Here is a 25,496-nt window from a genome sequence, read left to right as displayed (position 1 = left end):
CAGGCCACGACGGCGAGTCAGCCGGTCACGGTCCTGTCCCGGCAGGCGCGTACCCGCTGCCGCGCGAGCGGCTTCTCAGGGCGCGGGGAACTGCGCGACAGGCCACGACGGCGAGTCAGCCGGTCACGGTCCTGCCCCGGCAGACGCGGCCCCGTTTGCCGCGCGAGCGGCTTCTCAGAGGCGCGGGGAACTGCGCGAGAAGCCACGACGGCGAGTCAGCCGGCGACGAACCCGATTCGGCAGGCGCGTACCCGCCGCCGCGCGAGCGGCTTCTCAGGGGCGCGGGGAACTGCGCGGACAAGCCACGACGGCGCGGCAGCCGGCCACGAGCCGCACCCCGCACACGCCCACCCGCCCCCAGCGGAGCGCCCTGGCCGGAAGTTGATGTATTGACGAGTGGCGCAACCCCCTCCACACTCCTCCGCAGTCAATCGGATGCACAACCGAAACTTTCGGAGGCACCCGCAATGAGAACCCCCCAAACCCCCAGAACCCCCCTGCGCGCACGTCTCACCGCCCTGCTCACCAGCCTCACCGCTCTCACCGCCGCCACCCTGCTCGCCACCGCCCCCACCGCCCACGCCGCCGACCCGTCCCTGCGGGACCTCGCCGCCGCCAAGGGCAAGGGCATCGGCACCGCGGTGACCGGCTCCAAACTCACCGGCACCTACGGCGACATCGCGGCCCGCGAGTTCAACTGGCTCACCCCCGGCAACGCCATGAAATGGGGCTCGGTGGAGCCCACCCGGGGCAACTTCGACTGGACCGAGGCCGACCGGATCGTCGACTTCGCCGAGGCCCACGACCAGGACGTACGCGGCCACACCCTGGTCTGGCACAGCCAGAACCCGAACTGGCTGGCGAACGGCACCTGGACACCCGCACAGCTCGGCCAGCTGATGAAGGACCACATCGCGCTGGAGGTCGGCCGCTACAAGGGCCGCCTCGCCGCCTGGGACGTGGTGAACGAGCCCTTCAACGAGGACGGCACCTACCGCCAGACCCTCTGGTACAACGGCCTCGGCACCGACTACATCGCCCAGGCCCTCACCGCCGCCCGCGCCGCCGACCCGGCCGCCAAGCTCTACATCAACGACTACAACGTCGAGGGCGTCAACGCCAAGAGCACGGCCCTCTACAACCTGGTCCGGGACCTGAAGGCCCGCGGCGTCCCCATCGACGGCGTCGGCCTCCAGGCCCACCTGATCCTCGGCCAGGTCCCCGCCACCCTCCAGCAGAACATCCAGCGCTTCGCCGACCTGGGCGTGGACGTGGCCATCACGGAACTCGACATCCGGATGCAACTCCCGGCCACCCAGGCCAAGCTGGCCCAGCAACGCACCGAGTACGAGACCGTGGTGAAGGCCTGCGTGGCCGTGACCCGCTGCACCGCCCTCACCGTCTGGGGCTTCACCGACTCCGACTCCTGGATCCCGGACACCTTCCCGGGAGAGGGCGCGGCGACCCCGTACGACGAGAACTACGCACCGAAACCCGCCTACCAGGGCATCGTGACGGCACTCGGCGGCACGGTGACCGAGCCCCCGGTCCCGGCCGGCTGCTCGGCGGCGTACACCGTCGCCAACCAGTGGAACACCGGCTTCACCGGCAACGTGACGATCCGCTGCGCCGCCGGCTCCTCGCTCTCCTCCTGGCGGGTCAACTGGACCTTCGGGGCCGGACAACAGCTCTCCCAGGCCTGGAACGCGACCTGCGCCCAGACCGGCACGGCCGTCAGCTGCTCCAACGCCTCCTGGAACGGCGGCGTACCGAGCGGCGGTTCGGTGAGCTTCGGCTTCAACGGCACCTGGAGCGGCACCAACCCGGTGCCGACCGTGACCCTGGGCTGAGAAATCTGAGAATTTCCGAAGGAAATGCGGCAGGTAGTTCCTCGCCGTAACAATTCGGACGTACGTTCATGTGTGTGACTGGTGAAGGAAACGAGCGCGGAAACGGGGACGACGGGGACGAGAACGACGGGGACGCGGGCAGACGGCGGCGCCGGCTGAGGATCGCCGGCCTCGCTCTCGCCGGCGTCCTCGTACTCGGTGCGAGCGGGGCCGGCTGGGCGTTCTGGCGGCTCAACGACAACATCACCGGCGTCGACATCAACAGCGCGCTCGGCGACGACCGCCCCGCGAGGATCGGGCCGACGGCGTCACCCGAGGCGTCGGCCACCACAGCCGAGCCCCTGCCGAGCGGCGCGCTGAACATCCTCGTCCTCGGCTCCGACTCCCGCAGCGGCAGGGAGAACGCCGCGCTCGGCGGCGGCGACGAGGGCGCGGGCGCCCGCTCGGACACGGCGATGGTCGTTCACATCGACGAGGGCCGCACCGGGGCGACCGTCGTCAGCATCCCCCGCGACACCCTGGTCACCCGCCCGTCCTGCCCGCTGGAGTCGGGCGGTTCGACGGCGGTGGCGTACCACGTGATGTTCAACAGCGCGTACGCGGTCGGCGGCCCGGTCTGCGCGGTCAAGACCGTCGAGTCGATGACGGACGTCCGCATGGACCACTACATGGAGATCGACTTCGCCGGCTTCGCAAAGCTCGTCGACGCGCTCGGCGGGGTCACGGTCACGACGGACGAGGACATCGACGACGAGGACAGCCACCTGAAGCTGGCCGCCGGCACCCACCACCTCGACGGCGAGCAGGCCCTCGCCCTCGCCCGCACCCGCCACGGCATCGGCGACGGCAGCGACCTCGGCCGTATCGGCCTGCAGCAGAAGCTGGTGAAGGCCCTGCTGGACCAGATCTCCTCGACCGAGCTCCTGACGAACCCCGCCCGGCTCTACCGGGCCGCCGACGCGGTCACCGCGAGTCTGACGACGGACACCGGCCTCGACTCGCTCACCGAGCTGGTGCGCCTCGGCCGGAGCCTGGAAGGCCTGTCCTCCGCCGCCACCACGACCGTGATGATGCCGGTCGCGCCGGCCCCCTACGACGGCAACCGGGTGGTGGCGCGGGAGCCGGACGCGGGCAAGCTGTGGGAGTCGCTGCGGTAGCGGCCGGAGCGGCTGCGCCCGAGCGCGGCCGGAGGGCTGCCCGAGCGCGACCTGAGGGTGGCCCCAGCGCGGCCCGAGCGCGACCTGAGGGTGGCCCCAGCGCGGCCCGAGCGCGGCCAGGGCGGCGGCGAAAAACTTCTCCGGGAGATTCCGGCGGTCGTGTCGATCCGGGGTGCGGCCCTTCGACGCATGGGTGAGAGTCGGGGAGAAGCCCCGGCCGCCGACGCACCTGGAGTCACCATGCCGCGCTATCTGTCGATGGTCCGGATCGACGAGACGACCGCCCCCGCCGAGGGCCCGAGCCCCGAGCTGATGCAGCGCATGGGGGACCTGATCGAGGAGATGACCAAGGCCGGGGTGCTGCTGGACACCGCCGGTCTGTCCCCGACCGCGCAGGGCACGCGGGTGCACTGGGAGGGCGGGAAGCTCTCCGTCACCGACGGGCCGTTCACCGAGTCCAAGGAGGTCGTGGGCGGGTACGCGATCGTCCAGGCCAAGGACATGGCCGAGGCGATCGAGTGGACCAAGCGGTTCCTGAAGGTGCACGAGGAGCACTGGACGGTCACCTGCGAGGTGCGGGAGATCATGGAGGCCTGAGCCCGCTTGGCCGGGGTGCCGTCCGGGTGTCTGATGGTGGGCTGTGACTCCACAGCCCACCGCCGCATCCGGCCCCGGCCCCGCGTCCGGTCCCGCCCCCGACCCCCGCGTCGCCGTCGAGACCGTCTTCCGCATGGAGTCGCCCCGGCTCATCGCCGGGGTCACGCGCATCGTGCGGGACGTCGGGATCGCGGAGGAACTGGCACAGGACGCGCTGGTCGCGGCCCTGGAGCAGTGGCCGCGCGACGGGGTGCCCGACAATCCCGGCGCCTGGCTGACGGCCACCGCCAAGCACCGGGCGATCGACCTCGTGCGCCGCCGGGAGCGGTACGCGCGCAAGCTCGCCGAGGTGGGCCGGGACCATCAGGCGGCGGGACCGTACCTCGACCGGCCGTCCGACCCGGACGACATCGACGACGACCTGCTCCGCCTCGTCTTCACGGCCTGCCACCCCGTGCTCTCCGCCGAGGCCCGCATCGCCCTCACCCTCCGCCTCCTCGGCGGCCTGACCACGCCCGAGATCGCCCGCGCCTTCCTGGTCCCCGAGCCGACGATCGCCCAGCGCGTCGTCCGCGCCAAGCGCACCCTGGCCACGCGCGACATCGCCTTCGAAGTGCCGTACGGCCCCGACCGCGAGGCCCGCCTCGACTCCGTCCTCGAGGTGATCTACCTGATCTTCAACGAGGGCTACGCGGCCACCGCCGGCGACGACCTGCTGCGCCCGGCCCTGTGCGAGGACGCCCTCCGACTGGCCCGTGTGCTGGCCCAGTTGATGCCCAAGGAACCCGAGGTGCACGGTCTCGCCGCGCTGCTGGAGCTCCAGGCGTCACGGGCCGCCGCCCGCACGGGGCCCTCCGGGGAGCCGGTCCTGCTCGCCGACCAGGACCGCCGCCGCTGGAACCGCCCGCTCATCGCCCGGGGCTTCACCGCCCTGGGCCGCGCCACCGCCGCCGCGCCGGGCACGCCCGGTCCGTACGCCCTCCAGGCCGCCATCGCCGCCTGCCACGCCCAGGCGTACACCTACGAGGAGACGGACTGGCCGAAGATCGCCACCCTGTACGCCCTGCTGGCCGCCCGCGCCCCGTCCCCCGTGGTGGAGCTGAATCGCGCGGTGGCCGTCTCCATGGCCGAGGGCCCCGGCCCCGCCCTGGAGATCGTGGACGGCCTCGCCACCGAACCCGCCCTGCGCGACTACCACCTGCTGCCCGGCGTGCGCGGGGATCTGCTGCGGCGGCTCGGCCGCACGGCGGAGGCGCGCGCCGAGTTCGTACGGGCGGCCGGGCTGGCGCGCAACGAGCGGGAGCGGGCGTTGCTGCTGGCGCGGGCGGAGGAGGGCGCGTGAGGGGAGTCGCCCGAGGCGGGTCTCCTGTGGTGCGCGGGGGTCAGGCGGGGTGGCCGATGAGCATCGTCGGCGCTCCCGCGACCCGGGTCAGGAAGACCGTCGCCGAGTTGCGTCCCTGCGGCTTGACCATCCTGCGCAGTTCCTCCGGCTCGACGGCCGACCCCCGCTTCTTCACCGTCAGGACGCCGATCTCGCGCTCCCGCAGCAGGGCCTTCAACCTCTTGACGCCGAAGGGGAGTCGGTCGGTGATCTCGTAGGCGGTGGCGTACGGCGTGACATGGTGCTCGTCGGCGGTGACGTAGGCGATCGTGGGGTCGATCAGCCCGCCCCCGAGGTCCCGTGCGACCTCGGCGACCAGGTGGGCACGGATGACGGCGCCGTCCGGTTCGTACAGGTACCGGCCGACCGGGCGGACCGGGGGGTCGGGCAGCATCGTGTCGGGGGAGGCGCGGATGCCGGCCTCCGAGGGCAGCAGCATCGCGCGCCGCGCCCCCGGTGTGCCGTCCGCACGGAACCAGAGCACGGCCTCCTTCACATCGCCGCCGTCCGAGATCCACTCGGCCTCGGCGGCCGGGGGGATCGCCTCGTGCGGGATGCCGGGCGCGATCTTCAGCGCGCCCAGCGGGGCCCTGAGCGCGGCCGTCACGGCCCAGGACAGGGGCGGGGAGTAGGCCTCCGGGTCGAAGATCCGGCCGCGCCTGGACGAACGCCGGGCGGGGTCGACGAACACGGCGTCGTACCCGGCGGTGTCCACCTCCGTCACATCCGCCTCGCGCACCTCGATCAGCTCGGCGAGGCCGAGGGCGTCGGCGTTGGCGCGGGCGACCGCCGCCGTCAGCGGATCGTGGTCGACGGCCAGCACCCGGATCCCGGCGCGCGCCATCGCGATCGCGTCCCCGCCGATGCCGCAGCACAGATCGGCGACCGAGCGCACGCCGAGCGCCCGGAAGCACTCGGCCCGGTAGGTGGCCACGGTCGCCCTGGTGGACTGCTCGACGCCGTTCGGGGTGAAGAACATCCGCCCCGCGTCCGCCGCGCCGAACTTCGCGGCCGCGCGCTGCCGCAGCCGTGCCTGGGCGAGGGCCGCCGACACGAGCGCCGCCGGGTGGTCACGGCGCAGCCGGGTCGCCACGGCCAGCTCCCGCGCCGGTTCGGTGTCGCGCACCTCGTCGAGGAGGGCACGGCCCTCGGGGGTGAGGAGGGGGGCGAGGAAGGCGGCGGGGTCCAGGTCGTTCACCGGGCCATTGTCGGTCAGTGGGCGGGGGCGTGGGCCAGTCGGTGGATGGTGGGGGCCGGTTGGCGGTGTCGGGGCCGTGCGGAGGGGCCGTCCTGCGAGGATGCGACGCCATGCGACTCGTACGACAAAATGATGTAAAGAGTGCGAAACGGGCGAGTTTCTGGAAGGGGAGGGCGAGGGGGACCGACGGGGTCCGGGGCGGCATCGCCGTGCTCGCCGCCGCGGTCATCGTGTCGGGGTGCGCCGGGGGCGGCCGGGAGGAGGGCCCGGAGGGGGACCCGCCCGGGCGGTGGGGCACCGCGGGGCCCGTGCACGGCCAGGAGCGCGGGCAGCGGCCCTTCGAGGCGCCGGGCGCCCGTGCCCTCGACGCGTACGTCGGGAAGCTGCGCCGGGCGCACGCCGCGCGGGTCGCCGCCGCGAAACGCTGGGGGCTGGCCGAGGTGCCCTTGCTCGCGCCGGCGCCTCCGGCCCGCAAGCCGGTGCTCAGGACGCGCGCGGGGTTCGAGGTCGACGGCCACGAGGAGGACGGTCTCCCCCCGGTCCTCACGACCGTTCCCACCCGCGACAAGATCCTCTTCCTCACGATCGACGACGGCGCCGAGAAGGACCCCGAGTTCCTGCGGATGACGAGCGAGCTGCGCATCCCGTACACCGCCTTCCTCACCGACTACCTGATCAAGGAGGACTACGGCTACTTCGCGCGGATGCGGGACCGGGGCGTCGCCCTCGACAACCACACCCTGCACCACCGCCATCTGCCCGCCCTCTCCTACGCCGCCCAGAAGCGCGAGATCTGCGGCATGCAGGACGTGATCGAGAAGCGGTACGGCAAGCGGCCCACGCTGTTCCGGCCGCCGTACGGCAGCTACGACCGGGACACCCTCCGCGCCGCCGGCTCCTGCGGCATCGAGGCCGTCCCCCTCTGGAACGAGGAGGTCTTCGTCGACCGCTGGGACTACCGCGAAGCGGACCGCGCGCTCCGCCCCGGCGACATCGTCCTCACCCACTTCCGGGGCAGGTCCGACTGGAACGGCACCATGTCCGACATGATGCGCCGCTTCCTGAACCTGGTCACCGCCGAGGGCTACGCGGTGGCGAGGCTGGAGGACTACCTGTGAGGGGCGCCGGACGACATCGGAGGGGAGGGGGCCGGGTGCGGGGTGGGGGCGCGGCGGGAGGGAAGGCCACCCGTGATGCCTCGGAGAACCGTGTGGGGCGCGTGAAACGCGGGGCGTGGGTGGGGCGACCGGTGTGGAGCGGGGGCGCGGCGGGAGGGGGAGTCGGCGATGAGACCTCGGGGGGCCTCGCGGGGCAGGGAGGGCGCCGGGCGCGGGCGGCGCGGGAGGGGCGAGCGCGCGGGGCCCTGCGGGCGTGCGCGACGGCACCCCGTGCGCCGGTCGCCCGCGCCCTGGCCGCCCTCTCCGCGCTCCTGGCCCTCGCCGTCCTGCTCCTCGCCGGATGCGCGGCCGATCCCGTCGGCCGCGCGGCCCGCGACGAGGGGCCCGGAGCCGAAGCGACGGCGAACGGCCGCCCGCCGACGCGCGGGACGAGCCCGCCCTCCGCCCCGGCGGCCGCCCGGACGTCGGCCTCGGCCACCGCGCCCCCGGGCGGCCGTGCCCCGGTCCCGGCCGCTCCCCACCCCCGCGCGGGCGGCGCGTCGCCCCGTACCCCGGCCGATCCCCACGCTCCCGGGCACGCGCCCCCGTACCGCCGCTGGGGCCTCACCGCCCCCCTCGCTCCGCCGCCCACGCGTCCCGACCGGCCTTCCCGACTCCGCGCGGCCGGGCCGGGGCTGCCGCCCGTCGTGGACCGGGTTCCGACGCGGGACAAGGTGGTCTTCCTGACCTACGACGACGGGGCCGAGAAGGACCCGGCGTTCGTCGACATGGTCCGCGAGCTGCGGCTGCCGGTGAGCATGTTCCTGACGGACAGTGTCGTGGGGCCGGGATACGGCCACTTCGCGCGGCTGCGGGCCGTCGGGGCGACCGTGCAGAACCACACCCTCGACCACACCGCCCTGCGCGGCCTGCCGTACGCCGGGCAGCGCGCCGAGATCTGCGGCCAGCAGGACAAGCTCAAGCAGCGCTTCGGCACCCGGCCGACCCTCTTCCGCCCGCCCTACGGCGTCCACGACGCCACCACGCTCCGCGCCGCCGCCGACTGCGGCATCGCGGCCGTCGTCCTGTGGCGGGCGTCCATGCAGATCAACGACCTCCGCTACGCCGTCGGCGACCGCCTGCGCCCCGGCGACATCGTCCTGGCCCAGTTCCGGGGCCCGGACCAGCTCCAGGGCGCGACCCTCACGGAGATGACGGCACGGCTGCTGCGCCGGATCCAGGCCCAGGGCCTGACGGTCGCACGTCTGGAGGACTACCTCTGAGGCACCCCCGCCGACCCGCCGCGACCCACTCGATTAGCAGTCCGCTTGACCGAGTGCTAATCGCGGTCATAGTCTCAGGTCTGGCACTCCCCCCTGGAGAGTGCCAAACAGCGACGGGCAGGTCCGGCACCCGCGACGACGGATCCACCTGGTCGCCACCTCAGACAGTTAACCCCGTGAGATCTCCGAAGGGGGAGGTCGGATCGTGACGACCACCAGCTCCAAGGTTGCCATCAAGCCGCTCGAGGACCGCATTGTGGTCCAGCCGCTCGACGCCGAGCAGACCACGGCCTCTGGCCTGGTCATCCCGGACACCGCCAAGGAGAAGCCCCAGGAGGGCGTCGTCCTGGCCGTGGGCCCGGGCCGCTTCGAGAACGGCGAGCGCCTGCCGCTCGACGTCAAGACCGGCGACATCGTGCTGTACAGCAAGTACGGCGGCACCGAGGTGAAGTACAACGGCGAGGAGTACCTCGTCCTCTCGGCTCGCGACGTGCTCGCGATCATCGAGAAGTAATTCACCCATCGTTTTTTGAGCTGCGCCCCTGGCCCCCGCGACCTAATCAGCCGGGCGTTGGGGGCGCAGTTCGTTTCACCCACGTTTTCCGAGAGGGCTGAACCGCTCCCATGGCGAAGATCCTGAAGTTCGACGAGGACGCCCGTCGCGCCCTCGAGCGCGGCGTCAACAAGCTTGCCGACACGGTCAAGGTGACGATCGGCCCCCGCGGCCGCAACGTCGTCATCGACAAGAAGTTCGGCGCCCCCACCATCACCAACGACGGTGTGACCATCGCCCGCGAGGTCGAGGTCGAGGACCCGTACGAGAACCTCGGCGTCCAGCTGGTGAAGGAGGTGGCGACCAAGACCAACGACGTGGCGGGTGACGGTACGACCACCGCCACCGTGCTGGCCCAGGCGCTCGTCCGCGAGGGCCTGCGCAACGTCGCCGCGGGCGCCTCCCCGGCCGCCCTGAAGAAGGGCATCGACGCCGCGGTCAAGGCCGTGTCCGAGGAGCTCCTCGCGACCGCCCGCCCGATCGACGAGAAGTCCGACATCGCCGCCGTCGCCGGTCTGTCCGCCCAGGACACCCAGGTCGGCGAGCTCATCGCCGAGGCGATGGACAAGGTCGGCAAGGACGGTGTCATCACCGTCGAGGAGTCCAACACCTTCGGTCTGGAGCTGGACTTCACCGAGGGCATGGCCTTCGACAAGGGCTACCTGTCGCCGTACTTCGTGACGGACCAGGAGCGTATGGAGGCCGTCCTCGACGACCCGTACATCCTCATCCACCAGGGCAAGATCGGCGCCATCGCCGACCTGCTGCCGCTGCTGGAGAAGGTCATCCAGTCCAACGCCTCGCGGCCGCTGCTGATCATCGCCGAGGACGTCGAGGGCGAGGCCCTGTCGACCCTGGTCGTGAACAAGATCCGCGGCACCTTCAACGCGGTCGCCGTCAAGGCCCCCGGCTTCGGCGACCGTCGCAAGGCGATGCTCCAGGACATGGCGACGCTGACCGGCGCCGAGGTCATCTCCGAGGAGGTCGGCCTCAAGCTCGACCAGGTCGGCCTGGACGTGCTCGGCTCCGCCCGCCGCGTCACCGTCACCAAGGACGACACCACGCTCGTCGACGGCGCCGGTGACTCCGGTGCCGTGCAGGGCCGCGTCGCCCAGATCAAGGCCGAGATCGAGAACACGGACTCCGACTGGGACCGCGAGAAGCTCCAGGAGCGCCTCGCGAAGCTGGCCGGCGGCGTGTGCGTGATCAAGGTCGGCGCCGCCACCGAGGTGGAGCTGAAGGAGAAGAAGCACCGTCTGGAGGACGCCATCTCCGCGACCCGCGCCGCGGTCGAGGAGGGCATCGTCTCCGGTGGTGGCTCCGCGCTCGTCCACGCCGTGAAGGTCCTGGAGGGCAACCTCGGCAAGACCGGCGACGAGGCCACGGGTGTCGCGGTCGTCCGCAAGGCCGCCGTCGAGCCGCTGCGCTGGATCGCGGAGAACGCCGGCCTGGAGGGCTACGTCATCACCTCCAAGGTCGCCGAGCTCGACAAGGGCCAGGGCTTCAACGCCGCCACCGGCGAGTACGGCGACCTGGTCAAGCAGGGCGTCATCGACCCGGTCAAGGTCACCCGCTCCGCCCTGGAGAACGCCGCCTCCATCGCCTCCCTCCTCCTGACGACCGAGACCCTGGTCGTCGAGAAGAAGGAAGAGGAGCCGGCCGACGCGGGCCACGGCGGCCACGGCCACTCCCACTGACGTCAGCCACGTCGGCAGGGCACAGCGACAGGTGAGGCCCGGCACCCCCGCACGAGGGGGGTGCCGGGCCTTCCCGCGTCGCAGCCCGTTCCGCTCAGGCTGCTCAGGCCGCTCCGGTCGCCCCGCCTACTTCTCCAGGTCGTCGAGCGCGCCCAACTGCCCCATCAGCCCCAGCCGGTCGTACTCCCACCATCCCTCGCTGATCTTCCCGTCGGAAGCGCACCGGTGCACGATCGTCCCCGTCATCCGCACCGCCCTGCCGCTGGCGGGGATCCCGAGGAAGTCCCCCTTGTGGGTCGCGTTCCAGGTCCACCGCGTGCACACCCGGTCACCCTGGGCGATCTGGTCCTCCACGGTGAACGCGAAGTCGAAGCCGCGCCGCCACTCCTCGACGGTCCGCCGGAACGCGTCCATCCCGATGGCGTCCGGCTCCTCCGAGGGAACGTGGTCGTGATAGTCCTCCACGAGCAGACCGTCCAGCGGCGGCAGCTCGCCCTCGGCGGCGATGGTCGCGAGGAACCGCCGGGCCGTCCCGGCGTACAGCTGCTCGTCACGCACCACGTCCAGATCCGTGAAGGTGGGCATCTCCTCGCACAGCGCCACCATCTCCTGGAAGATCCGCTCCGTCTCCGGCAGCCCGGAGTTCCGCATCGCCTCCTCGTACGACGGGAACTCCACGATCTCCACGAAGTGCGACCCGTCCGACCGGTCCTTCCCGATCACGCTGTGCGTCGCCGTCCGCTTGCCCCTGGTCTGTTCGACCCATGTGTCCATCAGCCGGTTCATCTCGTCGAACCGGCTGGTCCTGCAGTCGATGAGCTGCACGAATGTCATGAGACCGCCTCCGGCCCCCCTGCGTCCGGGTGAACAGCTCCATTGTCCCCCGGCACCCGTCGCCTCTCACCCCCGGACGCCGCCGGGGCCCACCGCTATGCGGCCGCCGCCCCCGCTACTGCGGCCCGTACTTCCGCCCCGTCTTCGAGCTGATCCCGCCCAGCAGCCCCCGCGGCACCACCTTCACCACACCCATCAGGGCCTTGTAGCGCGGGTCGGGGATGGAGACGGTCCGGCCCCGGGACAGATCGGCGAGGGCGGCGGTGACCAGCTTGTCGGCGTCCAGCCACATCCAGGACGGGATGCTGTCGGTGCCCATGCCGGCCCGGTCGTGGAACTCGGTGCGGACGAAGCCGGGGCACAGGGCCATCAGCCGGACCCCGGTGCCGGCCAGGTCCCGCGCGGCACCCTGCGTGAACTGCACGACCCAGGCCTTCGACGCCCCGTACGTGCCCCGCGGTACGAACGCGGCGACGGACGCCACGTTCACCACGCCACCCCGGCCCCGCTCGCGCATGGCCTCGCCGGCCGCCGAGGTGAGACGCAGGACCGCCTCGCAGTGGACCTTCAGCATTCTCAGCTCGTCGGCCATGGAGACATCGAGATAGCGGCCCTTGTTGCCGAAGCCGGCGTTGTTGATCAGCAGGTCGACCGGGTTCTTGCGGTCCGACAGCCGCCGCGCCACCGTCTCGATGCCGTCGTCCGTCGCGAGGTCCGCCGTCAGCACCTCCGCCTCGATGCCGTGCCGGTCGTGCAGTTCGGTCGCCTGCTCCCGCAGCCGCTTGGTGTCACGCGCCACCAGCACCAGGTTGTGCCCGTCCGCCGCCAGGCGCCGCGCGAACGCGGCACCGATCCCCGCGGTCGATCCCGTAATCAGAGCCGTTGTCATGGCACAAGCGTAGTGACCGGGGCTGTGCGGACCCGTTCGCTCCACCGCACGTTCACCAGCGGCTTCGCGGGCCCCTCGGTGAACACCCGCCCCGGCGCGGCACCTTCACCGACGCCCCGCCCCGGGGCCGGCCCGTCACCCCTGTGCCGCCACGTACTTCCGCGCGATCTCCAGCAGCTCCGGATGCAGCGCGTCGCCCGCCGCCAACAGCCTTGGCAGCAGGCTGTGTTCGTTCATCGTGGCGCGGAACGACAGGGCCACGGTGATGTCGTGGCCGGGACGGTGGACGATCTCGATCGGGTCGCCCGCACGGATCTCGCCCGGCTGGATCACCCGCAGATACGCGCCGGGCGCGCCCTGGCGCGTGAAGCGCTTGACCCACTGCCGTTCACCCCGGGAGGGCATCGAACTCCCCGAGGAGCAGGGCAAGGAACGGGGATTCTCGCCTCCAGGGCGGGACACCGCCCTCGGATGCGGTAGCGTGCCTCGCACGGGCTGCGAGCGAGAAGGCACGAACCACACGCCGGTGGGGACACGGTTTCCACGCCAGGACCAGCCCGAACAGACTTGAGTCGCCCATAGGCGGCTCGCGGCGACTCCCTCGTCCTTCGGGACGTGTGGCAGCGGGGCGCAGTCAATCGCCCCAGTGCGGCTTGCCGCACCGGACGCAGGGGACCACGTGGCAGCCAGTCACGCTCCACTTGCAATCAACGCCCTTCGGGCCGAGTCAAGGGGCTCGGTCCTTCGGGCAGAGAAGTTGACTGACAGAAGCTTCATAGGGGCACGCTATGCGGCCGTGGGTCAAAGCGTCGACGCGATATTCGGCACGCTGTCCAAGCTCCGCTTATGCTCGATCCCGTGATCGAGGCCCGCCATCTCCGTGTCCTGCGCGCCGTCGCCGCCACCGGCTCCTTCTCGGCGGCCGGACGCGAACTCGGCTGCACCCAGCCCGCCGTCAGCCAGCAGATGAAGGCGCTCGAATCCTCCGTCGGCACACCGCTGCTCGTGCGCAGCGGCCGCGAGACGCGGCTGACCCAGGCGGGCGAGGCCCTGGTGCGCCACGCGGCCGGCATCCTCGCCGGGCTCACGGCTGCCGAGGAGGAGGTCGCCGCCATCGCCGGACTGCGTGCCGGCCGGGTCCGCCTGGTCTCCTTCCCCAGCGGCAGCTCCACCCTCGTCCCCACGGCCCTGGCCGCCCTGCGCGCCGCCCACCCCGGCACCCGGGTCTCCCTGGAAGAGGCCGAACCGCCGCGCTCGGTCGAGATGCTCCGCGAAGGCGACTGCGACATCGCGCTCGCCTTCCGGTACGAGGGCGCGCCGGGCGCGGAGGAGGGGGAGTGGGCCGACCTGGTCGTCCGGCCCCTGCTCACGGACCGGCTCGTCGGCCTCGTACCGCAGGGGCACCGGCTGGCCCGTACGCGGTCCATCGGCATCGGGGAACTCGCTGGGGAGCCCTGGATCGCCGGCTGCCCGCGCTGCCGGGGGCAGCTGGTGCGGGTCTGCGAGAGCGCGGGTTTCACGCCCCGCATCGATTTCGCGACCGACGACTATCCGGCGGTGGTCGGCCTGGTGGGCGCGGGCCTCGGGGTCGCCGTGCTGCCGGAGCTGGCCATCGAGTCCGTGCGCCCCAAGGGTGTGCGGATGGTGTCGGTCGAGCCGGTGGTGCGCCGGGAGATCGTGGCGCTCACCCTGCCGGACCTGGCCCAGGTGCCCACGGTCGCGGCGACGCTGGACCGGCTGGCCGGAGCGGCCGCGCGCTAGCGCCGGACGGTGGCGCCGGACGGTCTCCAGGCCGTCGACATCCTAGAGAAACGTTCCTTCAGTCGTCCGAGGCGGTGTCGCTCCCCGGCGCCGACGCGGACGCCGTCACCAGCCGGTGGCGCGCCCTGCCCATGAGTTCCTCGCGCTCGTCCTCGGTCAGCCCGCCCCACACGCCGTACGGCTCGCGCACCGCGAGGGCGTGGGCCGCGCACTGGGCGCGGACGGGGCACCGCATGCAGACCTCCTTGGCCGAGTTCTCACGAGCACTCCGTGCCGCACCGCGTTCTCCTTCGGGGTGGAAGAAGAGTGAGCTGTCGACCCCGCGGCATGCCGCGAGGAGCTGCCAGTCCCACAGATCAGCGTTCGGTCCGGGAAGGCGGGAGAAATCTGCCATTACGTGTCCCCTTGTTGCCGTTATGGGCGGAGATGTTGCCCATGACCGTACATCGACTATCTAAGGAGATGAAAATATGACTCATTGCGAATCTAGCCTCAGACACCAAGAAATGGGAAGAAAAACGGCTGAATGGGGCATAGGTTGTGATGAAACATTGAGGGTCCGTTGTGCATGTCTGCACCGTGTGCGCGCCCTCACGTAGAGTGCCGAAGGTAGCCAGCCATCCCGTAACTCTTTCGAGTGACCGTCGTTGAGACGGGCGGAGGCGGTTGAAGGAACAAGCGCTCGGGCAGGCGTTCGTGTCCGCTCGTGAGTGTCGACCGCACAGGTGACGATTTCGTACCAGCCTGGAGGCTCAAGGTGACGCGCATCAGCTGCGGAGGGCGGCCATGACATCCGTCCTCGTCTGCGACGACTCCCCGCTCGCCCGAGAGGCGCTGCGCCGCGCGGTGGCCACCGTGCCCGGCGTCGAGCGCGTGACCACGGCGGCCAACGGCGAGGAAGTCCTCCGCCGCTGGGGGGCCGACCGCTCGGATCTGATTCTGATGGACGTACGCATGCCCGGACTGGGCGGCGTCGAGACCGTACGGCGGCTGCTGTCCGCCGACCCCGGGGCGCGCATCATCATGCTCACCGTCGCCGAGGACCTGGACGGCGTGGCCCTCGCGGTCGCCGCCGGGGCACGGGGCTATCTGCACAAGGACGCCTCCCGCGCGGAACTGCGCGCCACGGTGACCCAGGCCCTCGCCGATCCGACCTGGCGGCTGGCCCCGCGCCGGCTGCGCTCCGCCGAGATGGGCGCCGCGCCCACGCTCACCGCGCGTGAGATCCAGGTGCTGGAGGGCATGAGCCACGGCCGCTCCAACGCCGAGATCGGTCGTGAGCTGTTCCTCTCCGAGGACACCGTCAAGACCCACGCCCGGCGTCTGTTCAAGAAGCTCGGCGCCTCGGACCGCGCGCACGCGGTGGCGCTCGGCTTCCGCTGGGGCCTGGTCCGCTAGGTGAGCCGCGACGGGGGTTCGGGAGACCCCGCCTGCCATGAGGCGGGCGGGGGCGCTTACCGCGAGGTGAGCGGGGCCGCGCGGGTGCCCGCTGCTCGTTTCGCCGCGGATGCCGCATCCTTGAGGTGTGGAGCTTCTCGGGGAGCAGTCGAACGAGCGGGAGGGGAGGGCGCAGGAGATGGATTCCGGCGCACCTGCTCATAACGCTTCGGTGCACAACCATGGACGTGGCGCCACGGACCGGACGGCCGCAAGGCACCATGGACCGATGCGCGACGACGAGACGACAGTGATCGGTGCGCTCGTGCATCGCGCCGTCGACGGGGACGAGCAGGCCACGCACGATCTGCTCGCCCATGTCCACCCCTTGGCGCTGCGCTACTGCCGCACCCGTCTGTCCCGGCTCCCGGGTGACGCGCGGCACTTCGTGGAGGACCTGGCGCAGGAGGTCTGCGTCGCCGTACTCCTGGCGCTGCCGCGCTACAAGGACACCGGCCGGCCGTTCGAGGCGTTCGTCTTCGCCATCGCCGGCCACAAGGTCGCCGACCTCCAGCGTGCCGCGATGCGGCACCCCGGGTCGACGGCCGTCCCCTCGGACGAGATGCCCGAGCGCCCCGACGACTCGCTCGGTCCCGAGGAGCGCGCCCTGCTCAGCAGCGATGCCGAGTGGGCCAAGAAGCTCCTGGCCAACCTCCCCGAGAACCAGCGGGAGCTGCTGCTGCTGCGGATCGCGGTGGGGCTCACGGCCGAGGAGACCGGACAGATGCTGGGCATGTCACCGGGCGCGGTCCGGGTGGCACAGCACCGTGCGCTGAGCAGGCTCCGGGCGCTGGCCGAGCAGTAGCCGCGCGGGCTCGTACGGGCTCCCCGGACGCCGCGCATGAACACGCGGGGTGCGTTCTCCGTATTCTCCGTACGAACATACGAAGCCCGGTATCACTTCGTACCGTGGAATGTGTGCCCCACGCTTCCCGTTAGCATGGACATCCGCACCGATCAAGGCCATTTGGGGAAGGTGTCATGACTGCCAACGTCGACGGAGTGCCCGGAAAATTCGCGACCCTCGGGCTCACCTACGACGACGTGCTGCTGCTGCCGGGCGCATCCGAGGTGCTCCCCAACGCGGTCGACACCTCGTCCCGCATCTCCCGCAACGTCCGTGTCAACATCCCGCTGCTCTCGGCGGCGATGGACAAGGTCACCGAGTCCCGCATGGCGATCGCGATGGCCCGCCAGGGCGGCGTCGGCGTACTGCACCGCAACCTCTCCGTCGAGGACCAGGTCAACCAGGTCGACCTCGTGAAGCGCTCCGAGTCCGGCATGGTCACGGACCCGATCACCGTGCACCCGGACGCCACGCTCGGCGAGGCCGACGCCCTGTGCGCCAAGTTCCGCATCAGCGGTGTCCCGGTGACCGACGGCAACAAGAAGCTGCTGGGCATCGTCACCAACCGCGACATGGCCTTCGAGACCGACCGCTCCCGTCAGGTGCGCGAGGTCATGACCCCCATGCCGCTGGTCACGGGCCAGGTGGGCATCTCCGGCGCGGACGCCATGGAGCTGCTGCGCCGCCACAAGATCGAGAAGCTTCCCCTGGTCGACGACGCGGGCATCCTCAAGGGCCTCATCACGGTCAAGGACTTCGTCAAGGCCGAGCAGTACCCGAACGCCGCCAAGGACTCCGAGGGCCGGCTGATCGTCGGTGCCGCCGTGGGCGCCAGTCCCGAGGCGCTGGAGCGCGCCCAGGCCCTCGCCGAGGCCGGTGTGGACTTCCTGGTCGTCGACACCTCGCACGGCCACAACAGCAACGCCCTGAGCTGGATGTCGAAGATCAAGTCGAGCGTCTCCGTCGACGTGATCGGCGGCAACGTCGCCACCCGCGACGGCGCTCAGGCACTGATCGACGCCGGTGTCGACGGCATCAAGGTCGGCGTGGGTCCCGGCTCGATCTGTACGACCCGGGTGGTGGCCGGTATCGGTGTCCCGCAGGTCACCGCCATCTACGAAGCCTCACTCGCCGCCCGCCCGGCCGGCGTCCCGCTCATCGGCGACGGCGGCCTGCAGTACTCCGGCGACATCGGCAAGGCGCTCGCCGCCGGCGCCGACACCGTCATGCTGGGCAGCCTCCTCGCGGGCTGCGAGGAGTCGCCCGGCGAGCTGCAGTTCATCAACGGCAAGCAGTTCAAGTCGTACCGGGGCATGGGTTCGCTCGGCGCGATGCAGTCCCGTGGCCAGGGCAGGTCGTACTCGAAGGACCGCTACTTCCAGGCCGAGGTCGCCGCCGACGACAAGCTCGTGCCCGAGGGCATCGAGGGCCAGGTGCCCTACCGCGGCCCGCTGGGCAATGTGCTGCACCAGCTCGTCGGCGGTCTGCGCCAGACCATGGGCTATGTGGGCGCGGCCACCATCGCGGAGATGGAGACCAAGGGCCGCTTCGTACGGATCACCTCCGCGGGCCTCAAGGAGAGCCACCCGCACGACATCCAGATGACGGTCGAGGCGCCGAACTACAGCCGTAAGTAGCCGTACGTAGTCGCCAGGCTTCGCGAGGGCGGCCCCGGGGCATCCGGGGCCGCCCTCGTCGTGCCCGTCGGCGATACTGGTAGACGCTGAACGCATCAGGGAAAGGCCACAGACGTGACTGAGATCGAGATCGGGCGCGGCAAGCGCGGCCGCCGGGCGTACGCCTTCGACGACATCGCCGTCGTCCCCAGCCGCCGTACGCGGGACCCGAAGGAGGTCTCGATCGCCTGGCAGATCGACGCCTACCGCTTCGAGCTGCCGTTCCTGGCCGCCCCCATGGACTCGGTCGTCTCCCCGGCCACCGCGATCCGCATCGGTGAGCTGGGCGGCCTCGGCGTCCTGAACCTCGAAGGCCTGTGGACCCGGTACGAGGACCCGCAGCCACTGCTCGACGAGGTCACCGGCCTGCCCGACGAGGCCGCGACCCGCCGCCTCCAGGAGATCTACGCCGCTCCCATCAAGGAGGAGCTGATCGGGCAGCGCATCAAGGAGGTGCGCGACTCGGGTGTCGTGACCGCCGCCGCGCTCTCCCCGCAGCGCACGGCCCAGTTCTCCAAGGCCGTCGTGGACGCGGGCGTCGACATCTTCGTCATCCGCGGTACGACCGTGTCGGCGGAGCACGTCTCCGGTTCGCACGAGCCGCTGAACCTGAAGCAGTTCATCTACGAGCTGGACGTCCCCGTGATCGTCGGCGGCTGCGCCACCTACACGGCCGCCCTGCACCTGATGCGCACCGGCGCGGCCGGCGTCCTCGTCGGCTTCGGCGGCGGTGCCGCGCACACCACGCGCAACGTGCTGGGCATCCGGGTCCCGATGGCCACGGCGGTCGCCGACGTCGCCGCCGCCCGCCGGGACTACATGGACGAGTCCGGCGGCCGGTACGTGCACGTCATCGCCGACGGCGGTGTCGGCTGGTCCGGCGACATCCCGAAGGCGATCGCCTGCGGCGCCGACGCGGTGATGATGGGCTCCCCGCTGGCCCGCGCCACGGACGCGCCCGGCAAGGGCAACCACTGGGGCATGGAGGCGGTGAACGAGGAGCTGCCGCGCGGCAAGAAGGTCGACCTCGGCACCGTCGGCACGATCGAGGAGGTCCTCACCGGGCCGTCCCACACGCCCGACGGCTCCATGAACCTCTTCGGCGCGCTGCGGCGGGCGATGGCCACGACCGGGTACAGCGAGCTGAAGGAATTCCAGCGGGTCGAGGTCACGGTGGCGGACTCGCAGCACATGCGGTGACGTGACGCCGCGCTTGGCTTGAGCGGGGTTTGAGGGCTCGGTCGCCTTGGGGTGACCGGGCCCTTTTGTGTGCCCAAGTGGGGTGGTGGGGGCGTGAGTTGTGGGGTGGGGGCTCCCATGGGACGCCACCGCAAGCCCACCCGCTGGGACCGACTCCGTCTTCGGATGGTGAAGTGCCGGAGGAGGTGGATCTTGCGGCTTTTCGGATGGTGAGCGGCCGCCCCCACACCAAATAGGGGCGGACACTCCGTGAACCATCCAGGAGCCTGCCGCAGGGCCAACTGCGGTGGGCTTCACCTGTTTTCGTACGGTACCGGGGCGGGGCGGTGTCTGCCACCAGCCCTGGAGGCCGGGGCCGTGGCGCGCGCCCCCTCTCACAACCTGTGCGCCGCCCCCGTGGGCGTGGCCCCCCTGGTGTCCAGCAGGAGCTGGGCCTTCACCGACAGGCCCTGGAGGTCGTACGTGCGGTGCTGCTGGAGGAGGATCGTCAGGTCGGCGTCGGCGGTGGCCTCGTAGAGGGAGTCGGCGCGGGGGATGGGGCGGTCGAGGACGCTCCAGGTCGGGACGTGCGGGTCGTGGTAGCTGACGTGGGCGCCGAGTTCGATGAGGCGGCGGGCGATCTCGTCGGCGGGGGTGCCCTGTTGGTCGGGGACGTCGGGCTTGTAGGTGATGCCCAGCAGGAGGACACGGGCGCCACGGGCCGACTTGCCGTGCTCGTTGAGGAGCGTGGCGGCGCGCTGGACGACGTACTGGGGCATGCGGTTGTTGACGCGCTGGGCCAGTTCGACCATGCGGAGCGAGCGGGGGGCGTGGCCCGAGAGGTCCTGGGGGAGGGCGTGGCCGCCGACGCCGGGGCCGGGGCGGAAGGCCTGGAAGCCGAAAGGCTTGGTCTCGGCGCAGCGGATGACGTCCCAGAGGTCGACGTTCAGGTCGTTGCAGAGGGCGGCCATCTCGTTGACCAGGGCGATGTTGACGTGGCGGTAGTTGGTCTCCAGGAGGTGGACCGTCTCCGCCTCGCGCAGGCCACGCGCGCGTACCACCTTGTCGGTGAGGCGGCCGTAGAAGGCGGCCGCCGACTCCGTGCAGGCGGAGGTGAGGCCGCCGATCACCTTGGGGGTGTTGGCGGGGCCGAAGTCGCGGTTGCCCGGGTCCACGCGCGCGGGGGAGTAGGCGAGGTGGAAGTCGCGACCGGCGCGCAGGCCGGAGCCTTCTTCGAGGAGGGGGCGCAGGAGTTCCCCGGTGGTGCCCGGGGGGACCGGTGACTCCAGGATGACCGTGGTGTGCGGGCGCAGCCGGGCGGCCAGCGTGCGGGCGGCCTCCTCGACCTGCGTGAGGTCGAGCGAGCCGTCGGCGCCGAGGGGGGTGGGCGCGCAGATGACCGCCGTACGGACGCGGCCGAGTTCGGCGGGGCTGGTGGTGGGCTTGAAGCCGCGGGCGAGCATGCGGCGCAGTTCGCCGGGGGTGAGGGAGCCGGAGTCGGGGCCGGTGCGGTAACCGAGCGTGGGGATGCCGGCGGCGACGGCGGCCTGGGCCAGCGGCAGCCCCAACTGGCCGAGTCCGATGACGGCGAGATCTGCGGGCATGGCGTGGGCCGTCCTTCCCAATAACCGAAGCGGGACAGACGCGCAAGCCCTGTGGACTGGACGAGCGAGCGCAATGTCACACTAGGCGTAAATATGACCGATATGCGGGATTGTGGAGTTGTTTTTCTGTGCGCGTCCTGCGGAGTTATCCACAGGCCGCGGGCGGGTGGTGGCCGAAGTCGGGCAGGGCGGTCAGAATTTTGGGCAGGGGGACATGTACCGGGTCTCGTCCGAGAGGTATGGACAGGTGAGGCCGGCGCGACCGACAGCAGGAGGCAGCGGTGAGGACAGCGGCACTGGGACCGGCGCAGCGCGCCGAGTCACTGGCGGGTATGGCCGAGCGCGAGCTGGACGTGCTGGTCGTGGGTGGTGGCGTGGTCGGTGCGGGCACGGCCCTGGACGCCGTGACCCGCGGCCTGTCCACGGGCCTGGTCGAGGCACGTGACTGGGCGTCGGGCACGTCCAGCCGGTCCAGCAAACTGATCCACGGCGGTCTGCGCTATCTGGAGATGCTCGACTTCGCCCTCGTGCGCGAGGCCTTGAAGGAGCGGGGGTTGCTGCTGGAGCGGCTCGCGCCCCATCTGGTGAAGCCCGTGCCGTTCCTCTACCCCTTGCAGCACAAGGGCTGGGAGCGGTGGTACGCGGGCTCGGGCGTCGCGCTGTACGACGGGATGTCGATGGCGCGCGGGCACGGCCGGGGGCTGCCGGTCCACCGTCATCTGACCCGCGGTCACGCCCTGCGCGTCGCGCCCTGTCTGAAGAAGGACGCGCTGGTCGGGGCATTGCAGTACTACGACGCCCAGATGGACGACGCCCGCTATGTGGCCACGATGGTGCGCACGGCCGCGTCGTACGGGGCGAAGGTCGCCAACCGCGCGCGGGTCACCGGGTTCCTGCGCGAGGGCGAGCGCGTGGTCGGGGCCAGGGTGCAGGACGTCGAGGCCGGCGGGGAGTACGAGATCCGCGCCCGGCAGGTCGTGAACGCCACCGGGGTGTGGACCGACGACACCCAGGCGATGGTGGGTGAGCGGGGTCAGTTCCACGTACGGGCCTCCAAGGGCATCCATCTGGTCGTACCCAAGGACCGGATCCACTCCACGACCGGGCTGATCCTGCGGACCGAGAAGTCCGTGCTGTTCGTGATCCCCTGGGGGCGGCACTGGATCGTGGGGACGACCGACACCGACTGGGACCTCGACAAGACGCATCCGGCGGCCTCCAGCGCGGACATCGACTATCTGCTGGAGCATGTGAACTCGGTCCTCGCCGTGCCGCTGACCAGGGACGACGTGCAGGGGGTCTATGCCGGGCTGCGGCCCTTGCTCGCCGGGGAGTCGGACGCCACCAGCAAGCTCTCGCGCGAGCACATCGTGGCGCATCCGGTGCCGGGACTGGTGGTCGTGGCCGGCGGGAAGTACACGACGTACCGGGTCATGGCCAAGGACGCGGTGGACGCCGCCGTGCACGGGCTGGACCAGCGGGTCGCGGAGTGCGTCACCGAGGACGTGCCGCTGCTGGGCGCTGAGGGGTACCGGGCGCTGTGGAACGCGCGGGCGCGGATCGCGGCGCGTACCGGGCTGCACGTGGTGCGGGTGGAGCACCTGCTGAACCGGTACGGGTCGGCGACCGAGGAGGTGCTCGAACTGATCGCGGCCGACCCGTCGATGGGTGAACCGCTGCACGCGGCCGACGACTATCTGCGGGCCGAGGTGGTGTACGCGGCCTCGCACGAGGGGGCGCGGCACCTCGACGACGTGCTGACGCGGCGGACGCGGATCTCGATCGAGACCTTCGACCGCGGGACGCGCAGCGCGCGGGAGGCGGCGGAGCTGATGGCCCCGGTGCTCGGGTGGGACAAGGACCAGATCGAGCGGGAGGTCCAACACTACGAGAAGAGGGTGGAGGCGGAGCGGGAATCGCAGCGGCAGCCGGACGATCTGACGGCGGACGCCGCCCGGTTGGGGGCGCCGGACATCGTGCCGCTGTAGTCGCGCGCGGCCGGGGCCGCGGGGGACGGCGGCCGGTGTCCGCCCCCCCTCGCCGGCCCCCGCCGGTCCCTGTCCGCCCCGTACCCATGCGCCTCTGAAGCCCTCTCAGCCGCCGCCGTGGCTGGTTGAGGGGGCCCTGGGCGTGGGGCGGTTGGCGGGTGGGTGACAATGGAGGCTCTGTCAGGGCGGGTTGTATGAGGGGACGCATGTCGGAGGCGGAGCGGGCTGGGGAATCCCGTCAGGACAAGGACGCACGTCTCCTCGCCGGGCGGTACCGGCTGGGAGGGGTGCTCGGTCGCGGCGGTATGGGCACGGTGTGGCGTGCCGAGGACGAGACGTTGGGCCGTACGGTCGCCGTCAAGGAGCTGAGGTTCCCGTCGAGCATCGACGCGGACGAGAAGCGGCGCCTGATCACGCGCACCCTGCGCGAGGCCAAGGCGATCGCGAGGATCCGCAACAACGCCGCGGTGACGGTCTTCGACGTCGTGCACGAGGACGACCGTCCGTGGATCGTGATGGAACTCGTCGAGGGCAAGTCGCTGGCCGAGGCCATCCGTGAGGACGGCGTGCTGGAACCCAAACGGGCCGCCGAGGTGGGGCTCGCCATTCTCGACGTGCTGCGCGCCGCGCACCGCGAGGGCATCCTGCACCGGGACGTGAAGCCGTCGAACGTCCTCATCGACAAGCACGACGGCCGGGTCGTCCTCACCGACTTCGGCATCGCCCAGGTCGAGGGCGACCCCTCCATCACCTCGACCGGCATGCTCGTGGGCGCGCCCTCGTACATCTCGCCGGAGCGGGCCCGCGGTCACAAGCCCGGCCCCGCGGCCGACCTGTGGTCGCTCGGCGGTCTGCTCTACGCGGCGGTCGAGGGGGTGCCGCCCTACGACAAGGGGTCGGCCATAGCGACGCTGACCGCGGTGATGACCGAGCCGGTGCCGGAGCCCAAGCGCGCCGGCCCCCTGAAGGACGTCATCTTCGGGCTGCTGACCAAGGACCCCGAGCGGCGGCTCGACGACGCCGGCGCGCGGGCGATGCTCAACACCGTGATCCACGCGCCCGATCCGAAGGACGCCGATCCGGTGGACGCGACGCGGGTCGTGCCGCTGCCGCCGGTGCCGGAGGAGCGCCCGAAGAAGGGTGGTTCCGCGGGCGCCGGGGCCAAGGAGAGCGGTGGCGAGCGGCCGCGGGCGCCCCGGTGGTCCATGCGGAAGGGCGCGTCGGGGGCCGCTGCCGCCGGTGTGGGTGCCGGTGTGGCGCGCGGTGTCGGTGGCGCCGCCTCGGGTGGGACGTCCGGCGCGCGCTCCGGCGGGGCTTCGGGCAAGGCGGGTGCCGCGTCTGCGGCGGCGTCCTCGGCGGCCGTGACGACGAGGTCCGCCTCCGTCGGGGTGGCGTCGGGTGCCGATGCCGCGAAGGGCGGCGGCGCGAAGCAGCCCACGGGCACGTCGGCGCCAGGGGTGCCGGGACCGCGTGCGGCCGGCGCGAGCGCGGGCGACGGTGCGGGGAACTCCGTGTCGGCGAAGCGGACTTCCGGGTGGCCCCAGGTGCCGCCGCCGGATCTGCCGCCGCGTCCGGTGCCCCGGGCGCCGATCACGGACGTGGTGTCGCGGCGGACCCTGGCCGTCATCGCCGTGGCCGTGGTGCTGGTCGTCCTCGGGACCGTCCTCGCCCTCACCCTCGGCAACGACGACGGCGGTTCCGACAACAGCAAGGGCGCCGACACCAAGGCGGCCGCGTCCAGCGGGGCGGCGTCGGGGAGCGACGCCGACGGCAAGGACGCGGACACCAAGGACGGCGAGGGCGGCAAGGAAGCGGACAAGGGGAAGGACAAGGGGTCCGACCCCAGTCCGGACGGTGACACGAAGGACGAGGCCGGCGGTTCGGGCGGCGCCGGGGGCAGTTCACCGAACCCCACGGGCGGGTCGAACGGCTCGGTGGGCGAGGGCGGCTCCGGTTCGGGCACCATCGCGACCGAGACGTACAAGAGCGGTCAGGGGTTCTCGATCGGGCTGCCCGACGGGTGGAAGTACCAGTCGACGGACGCGGCGGGCGCCCGCTTCTCCGGCCCCGACGGGCAGCGGCTGCTCGTCGGCTGGACGAGCACGCCGAAGACGGACCCGGTCGCGGACTGGAAGACCCAGGAGCAGTACATGGTCCGCTCGCAGTACAAGCGGATCCGAATAGAGGCGGTGAACTACCGGGGCTGGAACGCGGCCGACTGGGAGTTCACCTACGTGGAGAGCGGGACGAAGTACCGGTCGATCGACCGCGGTTTCGTCGTCGACTCCCGGCAGGGCTACGCGCTGATGTACACCGCGAAGGCGTCCAAGTGGAGCGGTGAGCTGCGCAAGGACACGTGGCGGACGTTCACGAAGACGTTCAAGCCGAAGTCGTGAGGCGCCGGGTGCCCCGCCCGTGACGGTGCGCGCGGGGGCGTGCGCGGGTGGGGTGTTGTGCGCCGGTGCGTT

The 25,496-nt window shown here is 71.7% G+C and carries 20 protein-coding genes and 1 pseudogene; 15 read left to right on the top strand and 6 right to left on the bottom strand.

Annotated features, from left to right (window positions below; genetic code table 11):
* Positions 1 to 467 precede the first annotated feature (467 nt).
* The 4 genes from ACWCRJ_RS08400 (at position 468) to ACWCRJ_RS08385 (ending at position 4,946) form a co-directional block, all read left to right on the top strand.
* Positions 468 to 1,850 (top strand): endo-1,4-beta-xylanase, encoded by a 1,383-nt coding sequence (locus tag ACWCRJ_RS08400; RefSeq protein ID WP_450938562.1) that lies wholly within the window; start codon positions 468 to 470, stop codon positions 1,848 to 1,850.
* Positions 1,851 to 1,918: 68 nt separating this feature from the next.
* Complete coding sequence (locus ACWCRJ_RS08395) at positions 1,919 to 3,007, top strand: LCP family protein (RefSeq protein WP_450938561.1); 1,089 nt, start codon at positions 1,919 to 1,921, stop codon at positions 3,005 to 3,007.
* Positions 3,008 to 3,247: 240 nt separating this feature from the next.
* Positions 3,248 to 3,604, top strand: coding sequence for a YciI family protein (locus tag ACWCRJ_RS08390; RefSeq protein ID WP_450938560.1), 357 nt, complete (start codon positions 3,248 to 3,250; stop codon positions 3,602 to 3,604).
* Between the two features lie 43 nt (positions 3,605 to 3,647).
* On the top strand, positions 3,648 to 4,946 hold the full coding sequence (locus ACWCRJ_RS08385) for an RNA polymerase sigma factor (RefSeq protein ID WP_450938559.1): 1,299 nt from the start codon (positions 3,648 to 3,650) through the stop codon (positions 4,944 to 4,946).
* Between the two features lie 40 nt (positions 4,947 to 4,986).
* Here ACWCRJ_RS08385 and ACWCRJ_RS08380 read toward each other — a convergent pair whose 3' ends face one another.
* Positions 4,987 to 6,183, bottom strand: a complete 1,197-nt coding sequence (locus tag ACWCRJ_RS08380) for a class I SAM-dependent methyltransferase (protein ID WP_450938558.1) — start codon at positions 6,181 to 6,183, stop codon at positions 4,987 to 4,989.
* Between the two features lie 110 nt (positions 6,184 to 6,293).
* Between ACWCRJ_RS08380 and ACWCRJ_RS08375 the strand changes: the two genes are divergently transcribed.
* From ACWCRJ_RS08375 to groL, 4 genes are all read left to right on the top strand, one after another.
* Positions 6,294 to 7,301 carry a polysaccharide deacetylase family protein gene (locus ACWCRJ_RS08375; protein WP_450938557.1) on the top strand — a complete coding sequence of 336 codons (1,008 nt, stop codon included), beginning with the start codon at positions 6,294 to 6,296 and terminating at the stop codon, positions 7,299 to 7,301.
* 290 nt (positions 7,302 to 7,591) lie between these two features.
* Complete coding sequence (locus ACWCRJ_RS08370) at positions 7,592 to 8,563, top strand: polysaccharide deacetylase family protein (RefSeq protein WP_450938679.1); 972 nt, start codon at positions 7,592 to 7,594, stop codon at positions 8,561 to 8,563.
* Positions 8,564 to 8,768: 205 nt separating this feature from the next.
* A complete protein-coding gene (gene groES, locus ACWCRJ_RS08365; protein WP_003998759.1) occupies positions 8,769 to 9,077 on the top strand; it encodes a co-chaperone GroES in 309 nt (102 codons plus the stop codon).
* A gap of 110 nt (positions 9,078 to 9,187) precedes the next feature.
* The gene (gene groL / locus ACWCRJ_RS08360; protein ID WP_351402925.1) at positions 9,188 to 10,813 is read left to right on the top strand and encodes a chaperonin GroEL; all 1,626 of its coding nucleotides are present in this window, start codon (positions 9,188 to 9,190) and stop codon (positions 10,811 to 10,813) included.
* Between the two features lie 126 nt (positions 10,814 to 10,939).
* Here groL and ACWCRJ_RS08355 read toward each other — a convergent pair whose 3' ends face one another.
* The 3 genes and pseudogenes from ACWCRJ_RS08355 to ACWCRJ_RS08345 all read right to left on the bottom strand — a co-directional run.
* Positions 10,940 to 11,647: an ester cyclase gene (locus ACWCRJ_RS08355; protein ID WP_450938556.1), complete on the bottom strand. Its 708-nt coding sequence runs from the start codon at positions 11,645 to 11,647 to the stop codon at positions 10,940 to 10,942.
* A gap of 115 nt (positions 11,648 to 11,762) precedes the next feature.
* Positions 11,763 to 12,536: an SDR family NAD(P)-dependent oxidoreductase gene (locus ACWCRJ_RS08350; protein WP_450938555.1), complete on the bottom strand. Its 774-nt coding sequence runs from the start codon at positions 12,534 to 12,536 to the stop codon at positions 11,763 to 11,765.
* Between the two features lie 135 nt (positions 12,537 to 12,671).
* Positions 12,672 to 12,929 (bottom strand): annotated as a pseudogene (locus tag ACWCRJ_RS08345) (MOSC domain-containing protein); the annotation flags it as partial.
* A gap of 465 nt (positions 12,930 to 13,394) precedes the next feature.
* Here ACWCRJ_RS08345 and ACWCRJ_RS08340 point away from each other — a divergent pair.
* Positions 13,395 to 14,297, top strand: a complete 903-nt coding sequence (locus ACWCRJ_RS08340; RefSeq protein WP_450938678.1) for a LysR family transcriptional regulator — start codon at positions 13,395 to 13,397, stop codon at positions 14,295 to 14,297.
* Positions 14,298 to 14,355: 58 nt separating this feature from the next.
* Here the strand turns inward: ACWCRJ_RS08340 and ACWCRJ_RS08335 are convergent, their stop codons facing one another.
* Positions 14,356 to 14,691 carry a WhiB family transcriptional regulator gene (locus tag ACWCRJ_RS08335; protein ID WP_450938554.1) on the bottom strand — a complete coding sequence of 112 codons (336 nt, stop codon included), beginning with the start codon at positions 14,689 to 14,691 and terminating at the stop codon, positions 14,356 to 14,358.
* Between the two features lie 392 nt (positions 14,692 to 15,083).
* On the opposite strand from ACWCRJ_RS08335, the gene ACWCRJ_RS08330 reads away from it, so the two are divergent.
* The 4 genes from ACWCRJ_RS08330 to ACWCRJ_RS08315 all read left to right on the top strand — a co-directional run bounded on the left by ACWCRJ_RS08330 (position 15,084) and on the right by ACWCRJ_RS08315 (position 19,457).
* Positions 15,084 to 15,695, top strand: a complete 612-nt coding sequence (locus tag ACWCRJ_RS08330; RefSeq protein WP_003948568.1) for a response regulator transcription factor — start codon at positions 15,084 to 15,086, stop codon at positions 15,693 to 15,695.
* 268 nt (positions 15,696 to 15,963) lie between these two features.
* Positions 15,964 to 16,539, top strand: a complete 576-nt coding sequence (locus ACWCRJ_RS08325) for a sigma-70 family RNA polymerase sigma factor (RefSeq protein WP_005481141.1) — start codon at positions 15,964 to 15,966, stop codon at positions 16,537 to 16,539.
* Positions 16,540 to 16,715: 176 nt separating this feature from the next.
* Positions 16,716 to 18,218, top strand: coding sequence for an IMP dehydrogenase (gene guaB / locus ACWCRJ_RS08320; protein ID WP_005481140.1), 1,503 nt, complete (start codon positions 16,716 to 16,718; stop codon positions 18,216 to 18,218).
* Between the two features lie 114 nt (positions 18,219 to 18,332).
* Positions 18,333 to 19,457 carry a GuaB3 family IMP dehydrogenase-related protein gene (locus ACWCRJ_RS08315; protein ID WP_013001359.1) on the top strand — a complete coding sequence of 375 codons (1,125 nt, stop codon included), beginning with the start codon at positions 18,333 to 18,335 and terminating at the stop codon, positions 19,455 to 19,457.
* A 374-nt stretch (positions 19,458 to 19,831) separates the two neighbouring features.
* Here the strand turns inward: ACWCRJ_RS08315 and ACWCRJ_RS08310 are convergent, their stop codons facing one another.
* The gene (locus tag ACWCRJ_RS08310) at positions 19,832 to 21,040 is read right to left on the bottom strand and encodes a nucleotide sugar dehydrogenase (RefSeq protein ID WP_450938553.1); all 1,209 of its coding nucleotides are present in this window, start codon (positions 21,038 to 21,040) and stop codon (positions 19,832 to 19,834) included.
* Between the two features lie 281 nt (positions 21,041 to 21,321).
* Here ACWCRJ_RS08310 and ACWCRJ_RS08305 point away from each other — a divergent pair, with 281 nt between their 5' ends.
* Together ACWCRJ_RS08305 and ACWCRJ_RS08300 are read left to right on the top strand one after the other, a co-directional pair.
* On the top strand, positions 21,322 to 23,028 hold the full coding sequence (locus tag ACWCRJ_RS08305; RefSeq protein ID WP_450938552.1) for a glycerol-3-phosphate dehydrogenase/oxidase: 1,707 nt from the start codon (positions 21,322 to 21,324) through the stop codon (positions 23,026 to 23,028).
* Positions 23,029 to 23,234: 206 nt separating this feature from the next.
* Positions 23,235 to 25,424, top strand: coding sequence for a serine/threonine-protein kinase (locus ACWCRJ_RS08300; protein ID WP_450938551.1), 2,190 nt, complete (start codon positions 23,235 to 23,237; stop codon positions 25,422 to 25,424).
* The last annotated feature ends 72 nt before the right edge of the window (positions 25,425 to 25,496 follow it).

The sequence above is a fragment of the Streptomyces sp. NPDC002324 genome (assembly GCF_053593335.1).
This window is presented reverse-complemented; position numbering and strand designations above follow the sequence as displayed.